This window comes from Bradyrhizobium sp. Kon58 (assembly GCF_055807455.1).
On record NZ_JBVVOT010000004.1, the window covers coordinates 18,987 to 33,578 of the forward strand.

19 protein-coding genes are annotated in these 14,592 nt (G+C 64.3%); 13 read left to right on the plus strand and 6 right to left on the minus strand.

The window, feature by feature from the left end:
• Positions 1–19 precede the first annotated feature (19 nt).
• Both coaE and dnaQ read left to right on the plus strand, forming a co-directional pair.
• Positions 20–619 (plus strand): dephospho-CoA kinase, encoded by a 600-nt coding sequence (gene coaE / locus AC0L20_RS08810; RefSeq protein WP_247285461.1) that lies wholly within the window; start codon positions 20–22, stop codon positions 617–619.
• 28 nt (positions 620–647) lie between these two features.
• On the plus strand, positions 648–1,364 hold the full coding sequence (gene dnaQ, locus AC0L20_RS08815) for a DNA polymerase III subunit epsilon (RefSeq protein ID WP_473288220.1): 717 nt from the start codon (positions 648–650) through the stop codon (positions 1,362–1,364).
• Here the strand turns inward: dnaQ and secB are convergent.
• Positions 1,361–1,843, minus strand: coding sequence for a protein-export chaperone SecB (gene secB, locus AC0L20_RS08820; protein WP_007598595.1), 483 nt, complete (start codon positions 1,841–1,843; stop codon positions 1,361–1,363). The two genes, dnaQ and secB, sit on opposite strands and share 4 nt — an antisense overlap.
• Before the next feature lie 414 nt (positions 1,844–2,257).
• Here secB and AC0L20_RS08825 point away from each other — a divergent pair, with 414 nt between their 5' ends.
• From AC0L20_RS08825 to AC0L20_RS08835, 3 genes are read left to right on the plus strand one after another with little or no spacing between them, the layout of a single operon-like run.
• Entirely contained in the window at positions 2,258–2,953 is a 696-nt protein-coding gene (locus AC0L20_RS08825) for a Tim44/TimA family putative adaptor protein (RefSeq protein WP_456766923.1), read from the plus strand.
• Positions 2,931–4,457, plus strand: a complete 1,527-nt coding sequence (gene mltA, locus AC0L20_RS08830; protein WP_473288221.1) for a murein transglycosylase A — start codon at positions 2,931–2,933, stop codon at positions 4,455–4,457. Before AC0L20_RS08825 ends, mltA begins: the two co-directional genes overlap by 23 nt.
• On the plus strand, positions 4,454–5,044 hold the full coding sequence (locus tag AC0L20_RS08835; RefSeq protein WP_473288222.1) for a Smr/MutS family protein: 591 nt from the start codon (positions 4,454–4,456) through the stop codon (positions 5,042–5,044). Before mltA ends, AC0L20_RS08835 begins: the two co-directional genes overlap by 4 nt.
• Here AC0L20_RS08835 and AC0L20_RS08840 read toward each other — a convergent pair.
• From AC0L20_RS08840 to hslV, 5 genes are read right to left on the minus strand one after another with little or no spacing between them, the layout of a single operon-like run.
• A complete protein-coding gene (locus tag AC0L20_RS08840; RefSeq protein ID WP_473288223.1) occupies positions 5,041–6,165 on the minus strand; it encodes a hypothetical protein in 1,125 nt (374 codons plus the stop codon). The genes AC0L20_RS08835 and AC0L20_RS08840 overlap by 4 nt on opposite strands.
• A gap of 28 nt (positions 6,166–6,193) precedes the next feature.
• A complete protein-coding gene (gene hslU, locus AC0L20_RS08845; RefSeq protein ID WP_473288224.1) occupies positions 6,194–7,498 on the minus strand; it encodes an ATP-dependent protease ATPase subunit HslU in 1,305 nt (434 codons plus the stop codon).
• A gap of 52 nt (positions 7,499–7,550) precedes the next feature.
• A complete protein-coding gene (locus tag AC0L20_RS08850; protein WP_473288225.1) occupies positions 7,551–8,168 on the minus strand; it encodes a DUF2585 domain-containing protein in 618 nt (205 codons plus the stop codon).
• On the minus strand, positions 8,165–8,650 hold the full coding sequence (locus AC0L20_RS08855; protein ID WP_473288226.1) for a GNAT family N-acetyltransferase: 486 nt from the start codon (positions 8,648–8,650) through the stop codon (positions 8,165–8,167). Before AC0L20_RS08855 ends, AC0L20_RS08850 begins: the two co-directional genes overlap by 4 nt.
• Before the next feature lie 3 nt (positions 8,651–8,653).
• Positions 8,654–9,214 (minus strand): ATP-dependent protease subunit HslV, encoded by a 561-nt coding sequence (hslV, locus tag AC0L20_RS08860; RefSeq protein ID WP_354172020.1) that lies wholly within the window; start codon positions 9,212–9,214, stop codon positions 8,654–8,656.
• A gap of 190 nt (positions 9,215–9,404) precedes the next feature.
• Here hslV and hisB point away from each other — a divergent pair, with 190 nt between their 5' ends.
• The 8 genes from hisB (at position 9,405) to AC0L20_RS08900 (ending at position 14,512) form a co-directional block, all read left to right on the plus strand.
• Positions 9,405–9,998, plus strand: a complete 594-nt coding sequence (hisB, locus tag AC0L20_RS08865) for an imidazoleglycerol-phosphate dehydratase HisB (RefSeq protein WP_106943953.1) — start codon at positions 9,405–9,407, stop codon at positions 9,996–9,998.
• Between the two features lie 66 nt (positions 9,999–10,064).
• Entirely contained in the window at positions 10,065–10,595 is a 531-nt protein-coding gene (locus tag AC0L20_RS08870) for a DUF2628 domain-containing protein (RefSeq protein ID WP_473288227.1), read from the plus strand.
• On the plus strand, positions 10,592–11,242 hold the full coding sequence (hisH, locus tag AC0L20_RS08875) for an imidazole glycerol phosphate synthase subunit HisH (RefSeq protein ID WP_027514809.1): 651 nt from the start codon (positions 10,592–10,594) through the stop codon (positions 11,240–11,242). Before AC0L20_RS08870 ends, hisH begins: the two co-directional genes overlap by 4 nt.
• Positions 11,230–11,970 carry a 1-(5-phosphoribosyl)-5-[(5-phosphoribosylamino)methylideneamino]imidazole-4-carboxamide isomerase gene (hisA, locus tag AC0L20_RS08880; protein WP_473288228.1) on the plus strand — a complete coding sequence of 247 codons (741 nt, stop codon included), beginning with the start codon at positions 11,230–11,232 and terminating at the stop codon, positions 11,968–11,970. Before hisH ends, hisA begins: the two co-directional genes overlap by 13 nt.
• Before the next feature lie 10 nt (positions 11,971–11,980).
• A complete protein-coding gene (gene hisF / locus AC0L20_RS08885) occupies positions 11,981–12,757 on the plus strand; it encodes an imidazole glycerol phosphate synthase subunit HisF (protein WP_007604055.1) in 777 nt (258 codons plus the stop codon).
• Between the two features lie 106 nt (positions 12,758–12,863).
• Complete coding sequence (locus AC0L20_RS08890; RefSeq protein ID WP_007598445.1) at positions 12,864–13,190, plus strand: phosphoribosyl-ATP diphosphatase; 327 nt, start codon at positions 12,864–12,866, stop codon at positions 13,188–13,190.
• Between the two features lie 20 nt (positions 13,191–13,210).
• Complete coding sequence (coaA, locus tag AC0L20_RS08895) at positions 13,211–14,167, plus strand: type I pantothenate kinase (protein WP_027514807.1); 957 nt, start codon at positions 13,211–13,213, stop codon at positions 14,165–14,167.
• 105 nt (positions 14,168–14,272) lie between these two features.
• Positions 14,273–14,512 carry a hypothetical protein gene (locus AC0L20_RS08900; RefSeq protein WP_085349253.1) on the plus strand — a complete coding sequence of 80 codons (240 nt, stop codon included), beginning with the start codon at positions 14,273–14,275 and terminating at the stop codon, positions 14,510–14,512.
• Positions 14,513–14,592: the final 80 nt, after the last annotated feature.

The following is a 14,592-nucleotide window of genomic DNA, read 5'->3' on the forward strand; positions in this document are numbered from 1 at the left end:
CAGAGATGGCTGGGCGCTGATGCGAATCCTGGGACTGACCGGCTCGATCGGGATGGGCAAATCCACCACCGCGAAATTATTCGCGGAGGCTGGTGTCCCTGTCTACGATGCTGATGCGGCCGTCCATCAGCTCTATGAGGGCGAGGCTGCGCCCGCGATCGAGGCCGCCTTCCCCGGCACCACCGCGAACGGCAAGGTCGATCGGCCAAAACTGTCGGCGCGTGTGGTGCACGATGCTGCCGCCATCAAGCAGCTCGAGCAGATCGTCCATCCGATGCTCGGCGCTTCCCGGAAAAAATTCTTCGCCGACGCCGAAGCCGCCAACGCGCCGGTCGTGGTACTGGACATTCCGCTGCTGTTCGAGACTGGTGGCGAGACGCGGGTCGATGCCGTGGTCGTGGTGACCACATCTCCGGAACTGCAGCGTGAGCGGGTGCTGGCGCGCGGCACGATGGACGAGGCCAAGCTCGACGCCATCATCGCCAAGCAGACACCCGATGCGGAAAAGCGCAGGCGTGCCGATTTCGTGGTGGATACGTCCCATGGACTCGATCCGGTGCGCGCCCAAATCGCGCACATCCTCGCCGAGGTCGTTAAGATGCCGCAGCGGCGAGCCTGATTCGCCGCCTGACACGGCTTCTCAGATCATGCGCGAAATCGTTCTCGACACCGAAACCACCGGCCTCGATCCGCTGCGGGGAGACCGCCTGGTCGAAATCGGCTGCGTCGAGATGCTCAATCGCATGCCGACGGGGCAGAGCTTCCACGTCTACATCAATCCCGAAAGGGACATGCCGGCAGAAGCCTTTGCGGTGCACGGGCTGTCGGCCGAGTTTCTGGCGACCAAGCAGCTGTTCCACGAGGTCGTGGACGATTTTCTGGAGTTCATCGGCGACGCGCCGCTGGTGATCCACAATGCCTCGTTCGACATCAGCTTCATCAATGCCGAGCTCGACCGGATCAAGCGCCCGGCGATCCCGCGTGAGCGGCTGGTCGATACGCTGCTGCTGGCACGGCGCAAGCATCCCGGCGTGTCGAACCGGCTCGACGATCTCTGCTCGCGCTATGCGATCGACAATTCGCGCCGCACCAAGCACGGCGCGTTGCTCGACGCCGAGCTGCTAGCGGAAGTCTATGTGGATCTGGTCGGGGCGCGGCAATCGCAGCTGCTGCTGGCTTCGGAATCCGAGGAAACTCGCGCCAATGGGGCTGCCGATGCGCCTCGGCGGCAACGGCCGGCGCCGCTCACCCCGCGGATTTCAGACGCCGAGCGCGAGGCCCACCGGACCTTCATCGCAACGCTCGGCGACAAGGCGATCTGGAACGAGTTCTTGCCCGCTCCAGCTGCCCCTTTGGCTGGTTAAGCCTGGCCGCTCGGCTGAGCGGCCATTTGCCGCTCCATGTTCTGGCGATAGAGGCCGACGAAGTCGACCGGATCCAGCATCAAAGGCGGGAACCCGCCGTCACGCACGGCCGTGGCGATGATCTCACGGGCGAACGGGAACAGCAGTCGCGGGCATTCGATCATGACCAGCGGATGCAAATTGTCCTTCGGCACGTTGGAGATTCGGAACACGCCGGCATAAGCGAGCTCGAACGAGAACATGATCTTGCCGGCGGTCTCGGCCTTGCCCTCGACCGACAACGTCACCTCGAACTCCTGTTCGCTGAGATTGTTGGCGCTGACATTGATCTGGATGTTGATCTGGGGCGGCTGGCTCTGCTGCTGGAGCGAGCTGGGCGCGTTCGGATTTTCGAACGAGAGGTCCTTGGTATATTGCGCCAGGACGTTGAGCTGGGGAGCCTGGGCCGCCTCGGGAGGGGTGCCGTTACCGTTGGTCATAAGAGTGTCTCCTTACCCGATTGGGCTGAATTTCGCGGCGGTTGGCTAACATAGGGCTACCTCGTTCCACAAGGACGAACGGTCCCGGATGGGGAATTCCGGCCACGCTCACAACTATGGCGTTCACCCCGTCGATCCGGCGTAACCGCGGCTTAAACGATTGAAGATGCGCGATTTCCGGGCAGGATCGGGTTTCCCCTTAAGCATAAAATGCGCTACACTCGGTGCTGTGCCAAAAGGCGCCATTGGCCGGGCAAGATTTCGTGCCTACATCCCACGGACCTGACGCGCGGACCCGAAATGGTGATGTAGACTTGCCGTTCCGGTATGGAACGGTCTACTGGCCGGATCGATTTTCCCGGCACGACCCCTTCGAACGGCCCCTTCTACAGACGACCAGAAAGCGAATACGACGTGGACATCTACACCATCATCTTCCTGGCGCTGGCGGTCTTCATCTTTCTGAGGCTGCGCAGTGTGCTGGGGCAGCGCACCGGTAACGAGCGGCCGCCGTTCGACCGCAACGCGCTCCAGGGTGCCCAGGACAAGAACGTCGTCACCATGCCGGGCAAGGTCATCGACCAGGCCCCCTTGGCGCCGACGGCCGAGCCGACCCCGCCCTCCGACCGCTGGAAGGGCCTGACCGAGCCGGGCACCGTGCTCGCCCAGGGTCTCGACTCCATTGTCGAAAAGGATTCCACCTTCGATCCGCGCCATTTCATCTCCGGCGCCCGCGGCGCCTATGAGATGATCGTGCTGGCCTTTGCCAATGGCGACCGCCGTTCGCTGAAGGACCTGTTGTCGTCGGAGGTCTATGACAGCTTCGATGCCGCGATCAAGGAGCGCGAGAAGAACGAGCAGAAGACCGAGACGCGCTTTGTCTCGATCGACAAGGCCGAGCTCGTCGGCGCCGAGCTGCGCGACCGCACCGCCCAGCTCACGATCCGCTTCGTCTCGCAGATGATCTCGGCCACCCGAGACAAGTCCGGCAACATCGTCGACGGCAGCGCCGACACGGTCGCCGACATCACCGACATCTGGACTTTCGCCCGCGACATCACCTCTCGCGATCCGAACTGGAAGCTGGTTGGCACCGGAAGCGCGAATTAAGGCTTTCCTGAAGACCAGCGCGACGGCGCTTTGCGCAGGTGCCGTCGCGCTGTCGTCGTTTTCACTCGGCGCCGAGGCGGCGCGGCGCCACTATCGCAGCCATCACCATCATCTCCCGGAATTGCCCGCCGCGCCGCCGCGCGCCTTGCCGTATCCGCAGCTTCCGCTGCCGTTCGAGATTCCCGGCGCGCAATATCTGCCGCTGGCCTGGGCCGACGTGAAGGGCTGGGGCGATGACAATCATCTCGCCGCCTATAAGACCTTTCGCGCCAGCTGCCGTCCGATCAGCGCGCAGACCGGCGCTCCCGAACCGAAGGCCTTGGGCGCCTCGCTGGCCGAACCCTGTCGGGTCGCCAAATCGCTCGAGCTTACCGACGACGCCAGGGCCAAAACCTTCTTCGAGGAGAATTTTGCGCCGCTGCGGATATCTCGCCTCGGTGAGCCCGATGGTTTCGTCACCGGCTATTATGAGCCGGTACTGGAGGGATCGCGCACGCAGACCGACGTCTACAACGTCCCGGTCTATCGCCGCCCCTCGAATCTTTTCGTGCGCGGCTACAAGCAGGATTCGGTCAGCCTGCCCAACAAGGGCCCGGTCTATCGCAAGATCGGCCGCCGCAAGCTCGTGCCCTATTACGACCGCGCCGAGATCGAGGACGGCAAGATCGCCGGCCGCGGACTCGAGATTGCCTGGCTGAAGGACCTGACAGATCTGCTGTTCGCCCAGATCCAGGGTTCGGCGCGGATCAAGTTCGACGACGGCGGCACGGTCCGGCTCAATTACGACGCCTATAACGGCTATCCCTACACGGCGGTCGGTCGCATCCTGATCGAGCGCGGCATCATTCCAAAGGAAGAGATGTCGATGCAGAAGATCAGGGAGTGGATGGCCCAGACTCCCGACGGCGCCAAGGAACTGCGGCGCCAGAACCGCTCCTACATCTTCTTCCGCGAGGTCAATCTGTCCGACAAGGAAGAGGCGGTCGGTGCGCAGGGCATTCCGCTGACGGCCGGCCGCTCGATCGCGGTCGACAAATCGCTCCACGTCTACGGCACGCCGTTTTTCATCGAAGGCGAGCTGCCGATCGAGTCCGAACGCGCGAAGACGCCGTTCCATCGCTTGATGATCGCGCAGGACACCGGCTCGGCCATCATCGGGCCCGCGCGCGCCGATCTCTATTTCGGCGCGGGTCAGGAGGCCGGCCGGGTCTCCGGTCGACTGCGCCATGCCATGCATTTCGTGATGCTGGTGCCGAAGGGCGTCGATCCCACGGCGCGCGCCGCGCGGCTCCCGGTGCCGGACCCCAGGCCTTCGGAGAAGATCGCAAAGCTGTTTCCGCAAACGGAGACCGCGAAGGAGAAGCCGGCGGCAGCCGTGGCGCAAAGCACGAGCGAGACCGTCGCTGTCGCCGGTCCAGTCCCGCTACCGGTGCCGCGTCCCGTAATCGAGCCAGTTCAGGAGCCGCGGCGGCCGGTGAAAAATCGTTCCCATCGGCAGCAATGAAGCGATCGTCCCGTCTGCCCGTGCTGGAGCCTCGTCCCTCGCCGCGCCGTCGCGCGCTGAGCGAGGAAGAGCGCGCGCTGTGGGATGCGATCGCCAAGCAGGTCAAGCCGCTGAGGAAGCATCGTGCCGCCAAGGTGCAGGCCGCACCGCGCACCGAGCCTTCCCCTGCAGCGCCCGCCATGCGGCCTACGTCATCGCCACGTCCGATTGCCGCTGCCCCGGCACCGCGTGCAGCGAAGCCGGCCGTGCCGCCGCTGGCGCCGCTCGGCAAACGCGAGCGCACAAAGCTGTCGCGCGGGCGTAGCGAGATCGAGGCGCGGCTCGATCTGCACGGCATGACCCAGATGCGCGCCCATCGCGCACTGACCGGCTTCCTGCACCGCGCCCATCATGACGGCCTGACCTTCGTGCTCGTCATCACCGGCAAGGGCCGAAGCGGCGGCGAAAGCGGCGTGCTGCGCCGTCAGGTGCCGGAATGGCTGAGCCTGCCGGAATTCCGCGCCTTCGTCGTGGGGTTCGAGGAAGCCGGCATCGGCCATGGCGGTGAGGGCGCGCTTTACGTGCGGATCAGGCGGGCGAGATATTAGAACGGCCGCACGATTCCGACGCGGGGGATCAGGGTGAGGATCAGGCCGAAGATATTTGTCTTCCGATCCTCGGCCGGTATCAGCGGCGTCTCGCGCGCGGCGGGAAGCATCTTCACCGCGTGCAGGATCAGGAACATGCAGACGGCCCAGTTCGAGATCCAGCGCGAATAGTCGAACACCATCGCGAACATCACGAGACAGGCGAGGCTGATGCCGGCGAGCGCCGCGACCACGAGACGGCGATGCGTGTCGTTTGCGAGCGCAGCGATGAGGTTCGCAAAATAGCGCCACAGCGGTGTGTGCAGCCAGATCAGCAGCGCGAACACGGGCACGCCGAGGATGTTGTGGGGCAGGCGGCCCCAGGTGTCGGAAATCTCCCGCGCCAGCGGCTGATACCAGATGTAGGCGAACTGCAGCAGGTCGGTCCGCGACGGATCGGCCATCCGGCTCTTCAGATAGGCAACGAAATCCGCCTCCGGGATCGGCATCGTTCCCCAAAATTGCGCGGCGAAGAACAGCGCGGAGACGGCAACCAAGGCAATGATGCCGAACGCGACATCGGTGCGACCGCAGCCGTGCGTCAGATAGTGCCTGATCACGACGATGGTGACGATGGTCGGCACATACATCAGGAGATGGATGTGGTGGATCAGGACGAGAACCACCGAGAACAGCGCGGCGAGCGCCACGAACAGCAGCGAGCCAGCCGGCACCAGCAGCAGGATGATCGCCAGCGCGCAGCCATAGATGTCGAAATGGCCGAGCGTGTGCACGAAATTCTTGAGGAAGAACGGCGAGCCCGCGATGAAGACGAACAGCGGCAATGTCTTCGCGGTGAAGCCGAACGTCCGCTCGAATAGTCTTACATAAAGACCGAGCGTCACCAGCCATGTCGCGCCGCCGAGCGCGAACACCAGCCATAGCGGCACCTTGTCGGTGAACAGGGCGACGATCGCACCGATCAGCGCGCGCTTGATGAAGCCGAAATGATAATCGACGAGGAGGTGGATGTAGGGGACGTAAGGCGGCAGCTGGATCTTGTGAACGAAGACGCCGACGATGACCGCCGCGTTGATCGCGAGCAGGATGCGCCAGGGGTTTTGCAGGATGCGTGCGGTCACGCCGCATCCATAGCGCGGCCGCCCGGATTTACAAAATGAACCGGCTCAAATCCGCGTTCTTGGCGAGGTCGCCGACGTGCTTCTGCACGAAATCGGCATCGACCCTGACGGTCTCGCCGCTGCGGTCGGGGGCGGTGAAGGAGATCTCGTCCAGCACCCGCTCCATCACCGTCTGCAGCCGCCGCGCGCCGATGTTCTCGACGGTGGAATTCACGGCCACAGCGACGTCGGCCAGCGCGTCGATGGCGTTGTCGGTGATGTCGAGCGTGACGCCCTCGGTCTGCATCAACGCGACATATTGCTTGATCAGCGAGGCCTCCGGCTCGGTCAGGATGCGGCGCATGTCGTCGCGGGTCAGCGCCTGCAGCTCGACGCGGATCGGCAGGCGGCCCTGCAGTTCCGGCAACAAATCGGACGGCTTTGCGACGTGGAAGGCGCCGGAGGCAATGAACAGAATGTGGTCGGTCTTCACCGCGCCGTGCTTGGTCGAGACCGTGGTGCCTTCGATCAGCGGCAGCAGGTCGCGCTGCACGCCCTCGCGCGAGACGTCGCCGCCGGCGCGGCCTTCACGGGCGCAGATCTTGTCGATCTCGTCCAGGAACACGATGCCGTTGTTCTCGACGGCGCTGATCGCCTCCATCGTCAACTGATCGCTGTCGAGCAGCTTGTCGGATTCCTCGTTGACGAGGATCTCGTGCGAGCTCTCCACCGTCAGCCGCCGTGTCTTGCTGCGTCCGCCAAGCTTGCCGAAAATGTCGCCGATCGAAACCGCGCCCATCTGCGCGCCGGGCATGCCCGGGATCTCGAACATCGGAAAGCCGCTGCCGCCGCCTTGCGTCTCGATCTCGATTTCCTTGTCGTTGAGCTCGCCTGCGCGCAGCTTCTTGCGGAAGGAGTCCCGCGTTGCGGCGCTGGAATTGGCACCGACCAGGGCGTCGAGCACGCGCTCCTCGGCGGCGAGCTGGGCGCGTGCCTGCACGTCCTTGCGCTTGCGCTCGCGGACCTGGGCGATCGCGACCTCGACGAGATCGCGCACGATCTGCTCGACGTCGCGGCCGACATAGCCGACCTCGGTGAATTTCGTCGCCTCGACCTTCAGGAACGGCGCGTTGGCAAGCTTGGCGAGCCGCCGCGCGATCTCGGTCTTGCCGACGCCGGTCGGGCCGATCATCAAAATGTTCTTCGGCAGCACCTCTTCGCGCAAGGAGCCTTCGAGCTGCTGTCGCCGCCAGCGGTTGCGCAGCGCGATCGAGACGGCGCGCTTGGCATCGGCCTGGCCGACGATGAAACGGTCGAGTTCGGAAACGATTTCGCGGGGAGAAAAGTCTGTCATGGGACCTTAGCTAGGATCAGATGCGTGGCGGGACAAGCCGCTTTTTTTGCCGTCAGATGATCGGCGGGCCCGATTGCCATTGTTTCACGGCCTCGACCGGATGGATCAGCATCAGGATATTGAGCGTCAGATTGTCGCGAATATGGAGCGCCAGCATGATTTCGAAGGCGAGCCCGAGCAGGACCGTCACTGATACAGGCAGCAGGCGCGCGGCGGTGAAGCCCAGCATCATGGACAGATTGTCAGAGACCGAATTGACGATGCTGTCGCCGAAATAATCCAGCGAGATCGTGCCGGCGCGGTAGCGTTCGATGATGAAAGGCGAGTTCTCGACGATCTCCCAGGCGCCCTCGATCAGCATGGCGACGATCAGGCGCGCGGGCCAGGACAGAGACACGAACGGCAGCCGCGCGAACAGCAGCCAGGTCAGTCCGTAGAACAGGAAGCCGTGCAGGACGTGCGAAAAACTGTACCAGTCGGCGATGTGCTGCGAATTTTCCGAGCTGTTCACCACGCCATGCCACAGCTTGACATAGCCGCAAGTGCAGATCGGCACCCGGCCCATCGCAAGCAGGATCGAGGCCTGCATCGCCAGCAGCAGCAGCGCGATGCCGACCCAGGCGAGCGGTGGAAACGCGGCCTTGCTCTCATGCGTGGTTGCAAGGGTCATGGCTCGCGCACCATCAGCAGCGCTGCTCCGTCGGGCGTCTCGACCATGCGGTCGCGGACAAAGCCGGCCTTCTCATAGGCACGCACGGCGCGCGCGTTGAGCGGATCAGGATCAGTGACGATGCGGGGCAGCCCCTGCCGCAACTGCGCGTCGGCGAATTGGCGGATGAATGCCGAACCGTGCCCGCGCGCGATCATGTCGCTTTCGCCGATGAATTGATCGATGCCACGCGTGCCCTCCGGTTGCGGCCCAAGACCCGTATTCCAGGCGGTCAGGCGGTAGCATTGAAGATAGCCGAACGGCTTGCCGTCGGCCAACACGATGAACTGGTCCATGTCGGGCTCATCGAGGTCGCCGCCGACAAGCGCGAACTGCTCGTCCGGATCGCCCCACCATTCCCGCACATGCGCTTCGCCCAGCCATCGCCGAATCAGCGGCAGGTCGGCCGCGGTCATCGGGCGGAAGGTGTAGGCGAGGGCCATGCCCTACCCGGCGGACAGCGCTTCGACGGTCACATTGCGGTTGGTGTAGACGCAGATGTCGGCAGCGATGTCGAGGGAGCGGCGGACGATGGTCTCGGCGTCCTTGTCGGTGTCGAGCAGAGCGCGGGCGGCCGCCAGCGCATAATTTCCGCCCGAGCCGATCGCCATGACGCCGGCTTCGGGCTCCAGCACGTCGCCGGTGCCTGTCAGCACCAGGGAGACGTCCTTGTCGGCCACGATCATCATGGCCTCCAAGCGCCGCAAATAACGGTCGGTGCGCCAGTCCTTGGCGAGCTCGACGGCAGCCCGAGTCAATTGCCCCGGATATTGCTCGAGCTTGGCCTCCAGACGCTCGAACAGCGTGAAAGCATCCGCCGTGGCGCCGGCAAAGCCGCCGATGACGTCGCCCTTGCCGAGTTTCCGGACCTTCCTGGCGTTGGACTTGATCACGGTCTGGCCGATCGAGACCTGGCCGTCGCCGCCGACCACCACCGTGCCGCCCTTGCGGACCGTCAAAATCGTGGTGCCGTGCCAGACCGGCGAGCTGTTCTGGGAAGCCTGCATGAATGATCCTCGTTGTCCGGCTGATTTAGGCGGTCGGGAGCGGGGGCACAACGGGCCGCTCCGGGACCAATTTCGCTCACCATAGGCAGAAGTAGAGGCCCGGCCCGCCGTTCCCGCAGTAGCGAAGGCGTCATTTGGCTGTTAAAAGACCGGCGTTTTCGGCCCCGAACGAGGATGAAAGCCAGTTTTGATGCGCACCGCGACGATCAAGCGCAAGACCAAGGAAACCGACATCGAGGTCACCGTGAACCTCGATGGCACCGGCGTGTCCAATATCGCGACCGGCATCGGCTTTTTCGACCATATGCTCGATCTCCTCGCCCGCCATTCCCGCATCGACCTCACGGTCAAGGCGGTCGGCGATCTGCACATCGATCATCACCATACCACCGAAGACACCGGCATCGCGCTCGGCCAGGCCCTCAAGCAGGCGCTCGGCAACATGGCGGGCATCACCCGCTATGCCGGCGTGCACATGCCCATGGACGAGACGTTGTCGCGCGTGGTCATCGACATCTCGGGCCGCCCGGTCCTGGTGTTCAAGGTCGACTTCCCCCGCGACAAGATCGGCGAGTTCGACACCGAGCTGGTGCGCGAGTGGTTCCAGGCCTTCGCCATGAACGCGGGCGTGACTCTTCACGTCGAGACCCTATATGGCGATAACAGCCACCATATCGCCGAGTCCTGCTTCAAGGGTCTGGCGCGGGCGCTGCGCACGGCGGTCGCGATCGACCCGAAGGCTGTGGGCGAAATCCCGTCCACCAAGGGCTCGCTCGGCGGCTGACATCTTTCGGCCCGCGGCCCGCGCCGTTTGCGGTATCACTGAATTCCTAGGGAACGGGGCATCGCCATGTCCGTCTACACAGTTCATGCTCCCTCACCTGCCGGAGCCGATCTGCGCGCGACCGACAAGTTCGTCTTCGTGCGCGACGGCTTCCATTTCTGGGCGATGATCTTCGGACCGTTCTGGCTGCTGTGGAATCGACTGTGGCTGGCGCTGATCGGCTGGCTGATCTTCGTTGCCGCCTTCAATGTCGGGCTGTCCAGCCTCGGCGTCGGCCGTTCCTCGATCTTCTTCGCCGACATCATCGTCGCGCTGCTGATGGGATTCGAGGCCTCCAGCCTGCGCCGCTGGACGCTGTCGCGCGGAAAATGGCGGCAGCTCGACGTGGTGATTTCCGACGACGAGGACACCGCCGAGCGCCGCTTCTTCGAGCGCTGGAGCCAGAAGCAGCGCGGCATCGTCAACGATCAATGGGCCGTCGATCGCGGCGGCCCGCCGCCGACCCGCAACGTGCCGGGTCAGCAGTTCTCCAACCCGCCGCCGATGCCGGCGGGTGGCATCATTGGTTTGTTTCCAGAACCGGGAGGGTCAAGATGAGCGTCGCCATCATCGATTACGGTTCCGGCAATCTGCATTCGGCCGCCAAGGCGTTCGAGCGCGCCGCGCGCAGCATGGACAACCCGCAAAAGGTGTTCGTCACCAGCGATCCGGACCAGGCCTACAGCGCCGACCGTCTGGTGCTGCCGGGCGTTGGCGCCTTCGCCGATTGCCGGCGTGGGCTTGATGCGGTCAACGGCATGGTCGAGGCGATCACCGAAGCGGTGCGGGTCAAGGCGCGGCCGATGTTCGGCATCTGCGTCGGCATGCAGCTGTTCGCCACCCGCGGCAAGGAGCATGTCATCACGCAAGGCCTGAACTGGATCGGCGGCGATGTCGAGAAGATCACGCCGCGCGACGAGAGCCTCAAGATCCCGCACATGGGCTGGAATACGCTCGATGTGCTGCGCGAGCACCCGGTGCTAGACAAGCTGCCGCTCGGCCCCAAGGGCCAGCACGCTTATTTCGTGCACTCCTACCACCTCAACGCCGCCAACGAGGCGGACGTGCTCGCGCGCGCCGATTACGGCGGGCCCGTCACCGCGATCGTCGGCAAGGATACGGCGATCGGGACGCAGTTTCACCCCGAGAAGAGCCAGCGCTTTGGCTTGGCCCTGATCTCGAACTTTTTGCGATGGAAACCGTGATTCTCCTTCCGGCGATCGACCTCAAAAACGGCCAATGCGTGCGCCTCGAACAGGGCGACATGGCGCGCGCGACCGTGTTCAATCTCAATCCCGCCGCGCAGGCCGAGAGCTTCGTCGCGCAGGGCTTTGAGTATCTCCATGTCGTCGATCTCGACGGCGCGTTTGCCGGGAAGCCTGTGAATGCGCAGGCCGTCGAGGCGATGCTGAAGACGATCACGATTCCGGTGCAGCTCGGTGGCGGCATTCGCGATCTCGCGACTGTCGAAGCCTGGCTCGACAAGGGCATCACCCGTGTCATCATCGGCACCGCCGCGGTACGCGACCCCGAATTGGTGAAGGCGGCCGCCAGAAAATTCCCCGGCCGTGTCGCGGTCGGGCTCGATGCACGCGACGGCAAGGTCGCGGTCGAAGGCTGGGCCGAGACCTCGCAGGTGACGGTATTGGAGATCGCACAACGGTTCGAGGATGCCGGCGTCGCCGCCATCATCTTCACCGACATCGCGCGCGACGGCCTGCTCAAGGGCCTGAATCTCGATGCGACCATCGCGCTGGCGGATGCCATCTCGATTCCCGTGATCGCCTCCGGCGGCCTCGCCTCGATCGAGGACGTCAAGGCGATGCTGACGCCGCGCGCGAAAAAGCTCGCCGGCGCGATCGCCGGCCGCGCGCTTTACGATGGCCGGCTCGATCCCGCAGCCGCCCTTACCCTGATCCGCGCCGCGGCCTAGGAGACCTCCGATGTTCAAGGTGCGCGTGATCCCCTGCCTCGACGTCAAGGACGGCCGGGTCGTCAAGGGCGTCAACTTCGTCGATTTGCGCGACGCCGGTGACCCCGTCGAAGCGGCGATCGCCTATGACGCAGCCGGCGCCGACGAGCTCACTTTCCTCGACATCACCGCGACTCATGAGAATCGCGGCATCATGCTGGACGTGGTCCGGCGCACCGCTGAAGCCTGCTTCATGCCTGTGACCGTCGGCGGCGGCGTGCGTGAGGTCAACGACATCAAGACTCTGCTGCGCGCGGGCGCAGACAAGGTCTCGATCAACAGCGCCGCGGTGTCACGGCGCGAGTTCGTCAAGGAAGCCGCCGAGAAATTCGGCGGGCAGTGCGTGGTGGTCGCGATCGACGCCAAGCGGGTCAAGCGCGCCGGTGGCGGGGAGCGCTGGGAGATCTTCACCCATGGCGGCCGCAACTCGACCGGCATCGACGCCATCGAATACGCCCAGGAGGTGGTCTCGCTCGGCGCCGGTGAAATCCTGCTCACCTCGATGGACCGCGACGGCACGCGGCAGGGTTTCGACATCCCGCTGACCCGGGCGATCGCCGACAGCATTCCCGTTCCCGTGATCGCTTCGGGCGGCGTCGGCAATCTCGACCACCTCGTCGACGGTATTCGCGACGGCCACGCCACCGCCGTGCTGGCCGCCTCGATCTTCCATTTCGGGGAATTCACCATCCGCGAAGCCAAGGAGCACATGTCCCGGCGCGGGCTGCCCATGCGCCTCGATGCCTGATGCCTGACGACTCCCGTCCCTAAAAATGCTACATGATCGGTGGGGACGGCTTATCCCGCCGGATAGACGGCCAATACCGGCCGAGGCGCGTTTTCCGAGTATTTGTATGCCGCGTTTCACGATCCACGATCTGGCCGAGACCATCGACGCCCGCGCGGCGGCGGGTGGCGAGGCGTCCTATACCCGCAAGCTCCTCGACAAGGGCGCCGAACATTGCGCCAAGAAGTTCGGTGAGGAAGCAGTCGAAACCGTAATCGCAGCAGTCGAAAACGATCGCGCGCATCTGATCGCCGAAGGCGCCGACCTGCTCTATCATTTCCTTGTGCTGCTCAAGGCCCGCGGCGTAAAGCTGGAAGAGGTCGAGGCCGCATTGGACAAGCGGACCAATATGTCAGGGTTGGAAGAAAAGGCGTCGCGCAAGGGCGGCAGCTAGCCGAGGTGGAGAGTCGCGTCATGGATATCCGCGCACCCGAGCAGCAGTATAACCCGTACCGCGTCTATACGCGCGAGGAGTGGTCGCGACTGCGCGACGACACGCCCATGACGCTGGAGCCGGGCGAGTTCGACCGGCTGCGCTCGCTGCACGACCGCCTCGACTTGCAGGAGGTCGAGGACATTTACCTGCCACTGTCGCGCCTGCTGTCGATCTATGTCGATGCGATGCAGCGGCTCTATTACGCGGAGCGCCAGTTTCTCAATATCCGCGACCGCAAGATGCCCTACATCATCGGCGTCGCCGGTTCGGTCGCGGTTGGAAAATCCACAACGGCCCGCGTGCTTCAGGCGCTGCTGGCGCGCTGGTCGCCGCGTCCCAAGGTCGAGCTGATCACCACCGACGGATTTCTGTATCCCAACGCCGTGCTGGAGCGGCAGGGCATCATGCAGAAGAAGGGTTTTCCGGAGAGCTACGACCTGCCGCTGCTGCTCAGCTTCCTCTCCGACATCAAGGCCGGCCGCCGCCATGTGCGCGCGCCGGTCTATTCGCATTTGACCTACGACATCGTGCCGAACCAATGGGCCGAGATCGACCAGCCCGACATCCTGATCGTCGAGGGCGTCAACGTGCTGCAGACCGGCAAGCTGCCGCGCGACGGCAAGGCCGTGCCCGTGGTCTCCGACTTCTTCGATTTCTCGGTCTATATCGACGCCGACGAGGCCGCGCTGCGGCAGTGGTACATCAGGCGCTTCCTGTCGCTGCGCGACACCGCGTTCACCAATCCAAAATCCTACTTCAACCGCTACGCGCTGTTGTCGGACGAGGAAGCCACCGCCACCGCGATCGCGATCTGGGAACGCACCAACCTCGCCAATCTCGAGGACAACATCCTGCCGACCCGCCCCCGCGCGACCCTGATCCTGAAGAAGGGCGCCGACCACACGGTGTCGAGCGTGGCGCTCAGGCGGCTGTAACAGCCTTGATGAACGCAGCCCTTGTTAAATTTCGGGCTGAGTATCTTTTGTTGCAGACCGGCGAGGGGTATTTGGTTATGGCTTTCGGAAACGCACACGGGCCCCATGGTTGATCGTCTCAGAAGCGCTGCCGAGCAGCTGGAAGCACCGACCTGCCCGGATTGCCATATCGAGATGAAGTGGTTCCGTTCCGAGCTGCTGGCGGACGAGCCGGCCCCGATCATCGCGCATCTTTTCGTGTGCCCGCATTGCAAGCGCGCGGCCCAGGCAGACACCAAATTCAAGGGCACGCCAGCGCCGCCGGCCAAGCTGTCCGCGCCGCGGTTTGCTGCTCACGCCGCGTAACGGTTCATCCCGCCAGAGCGCGCAGGTGATGCTGGGCGCCCGGCCTGCTCCGCACTGAAGCTGACGTACGGAGCAGGCAA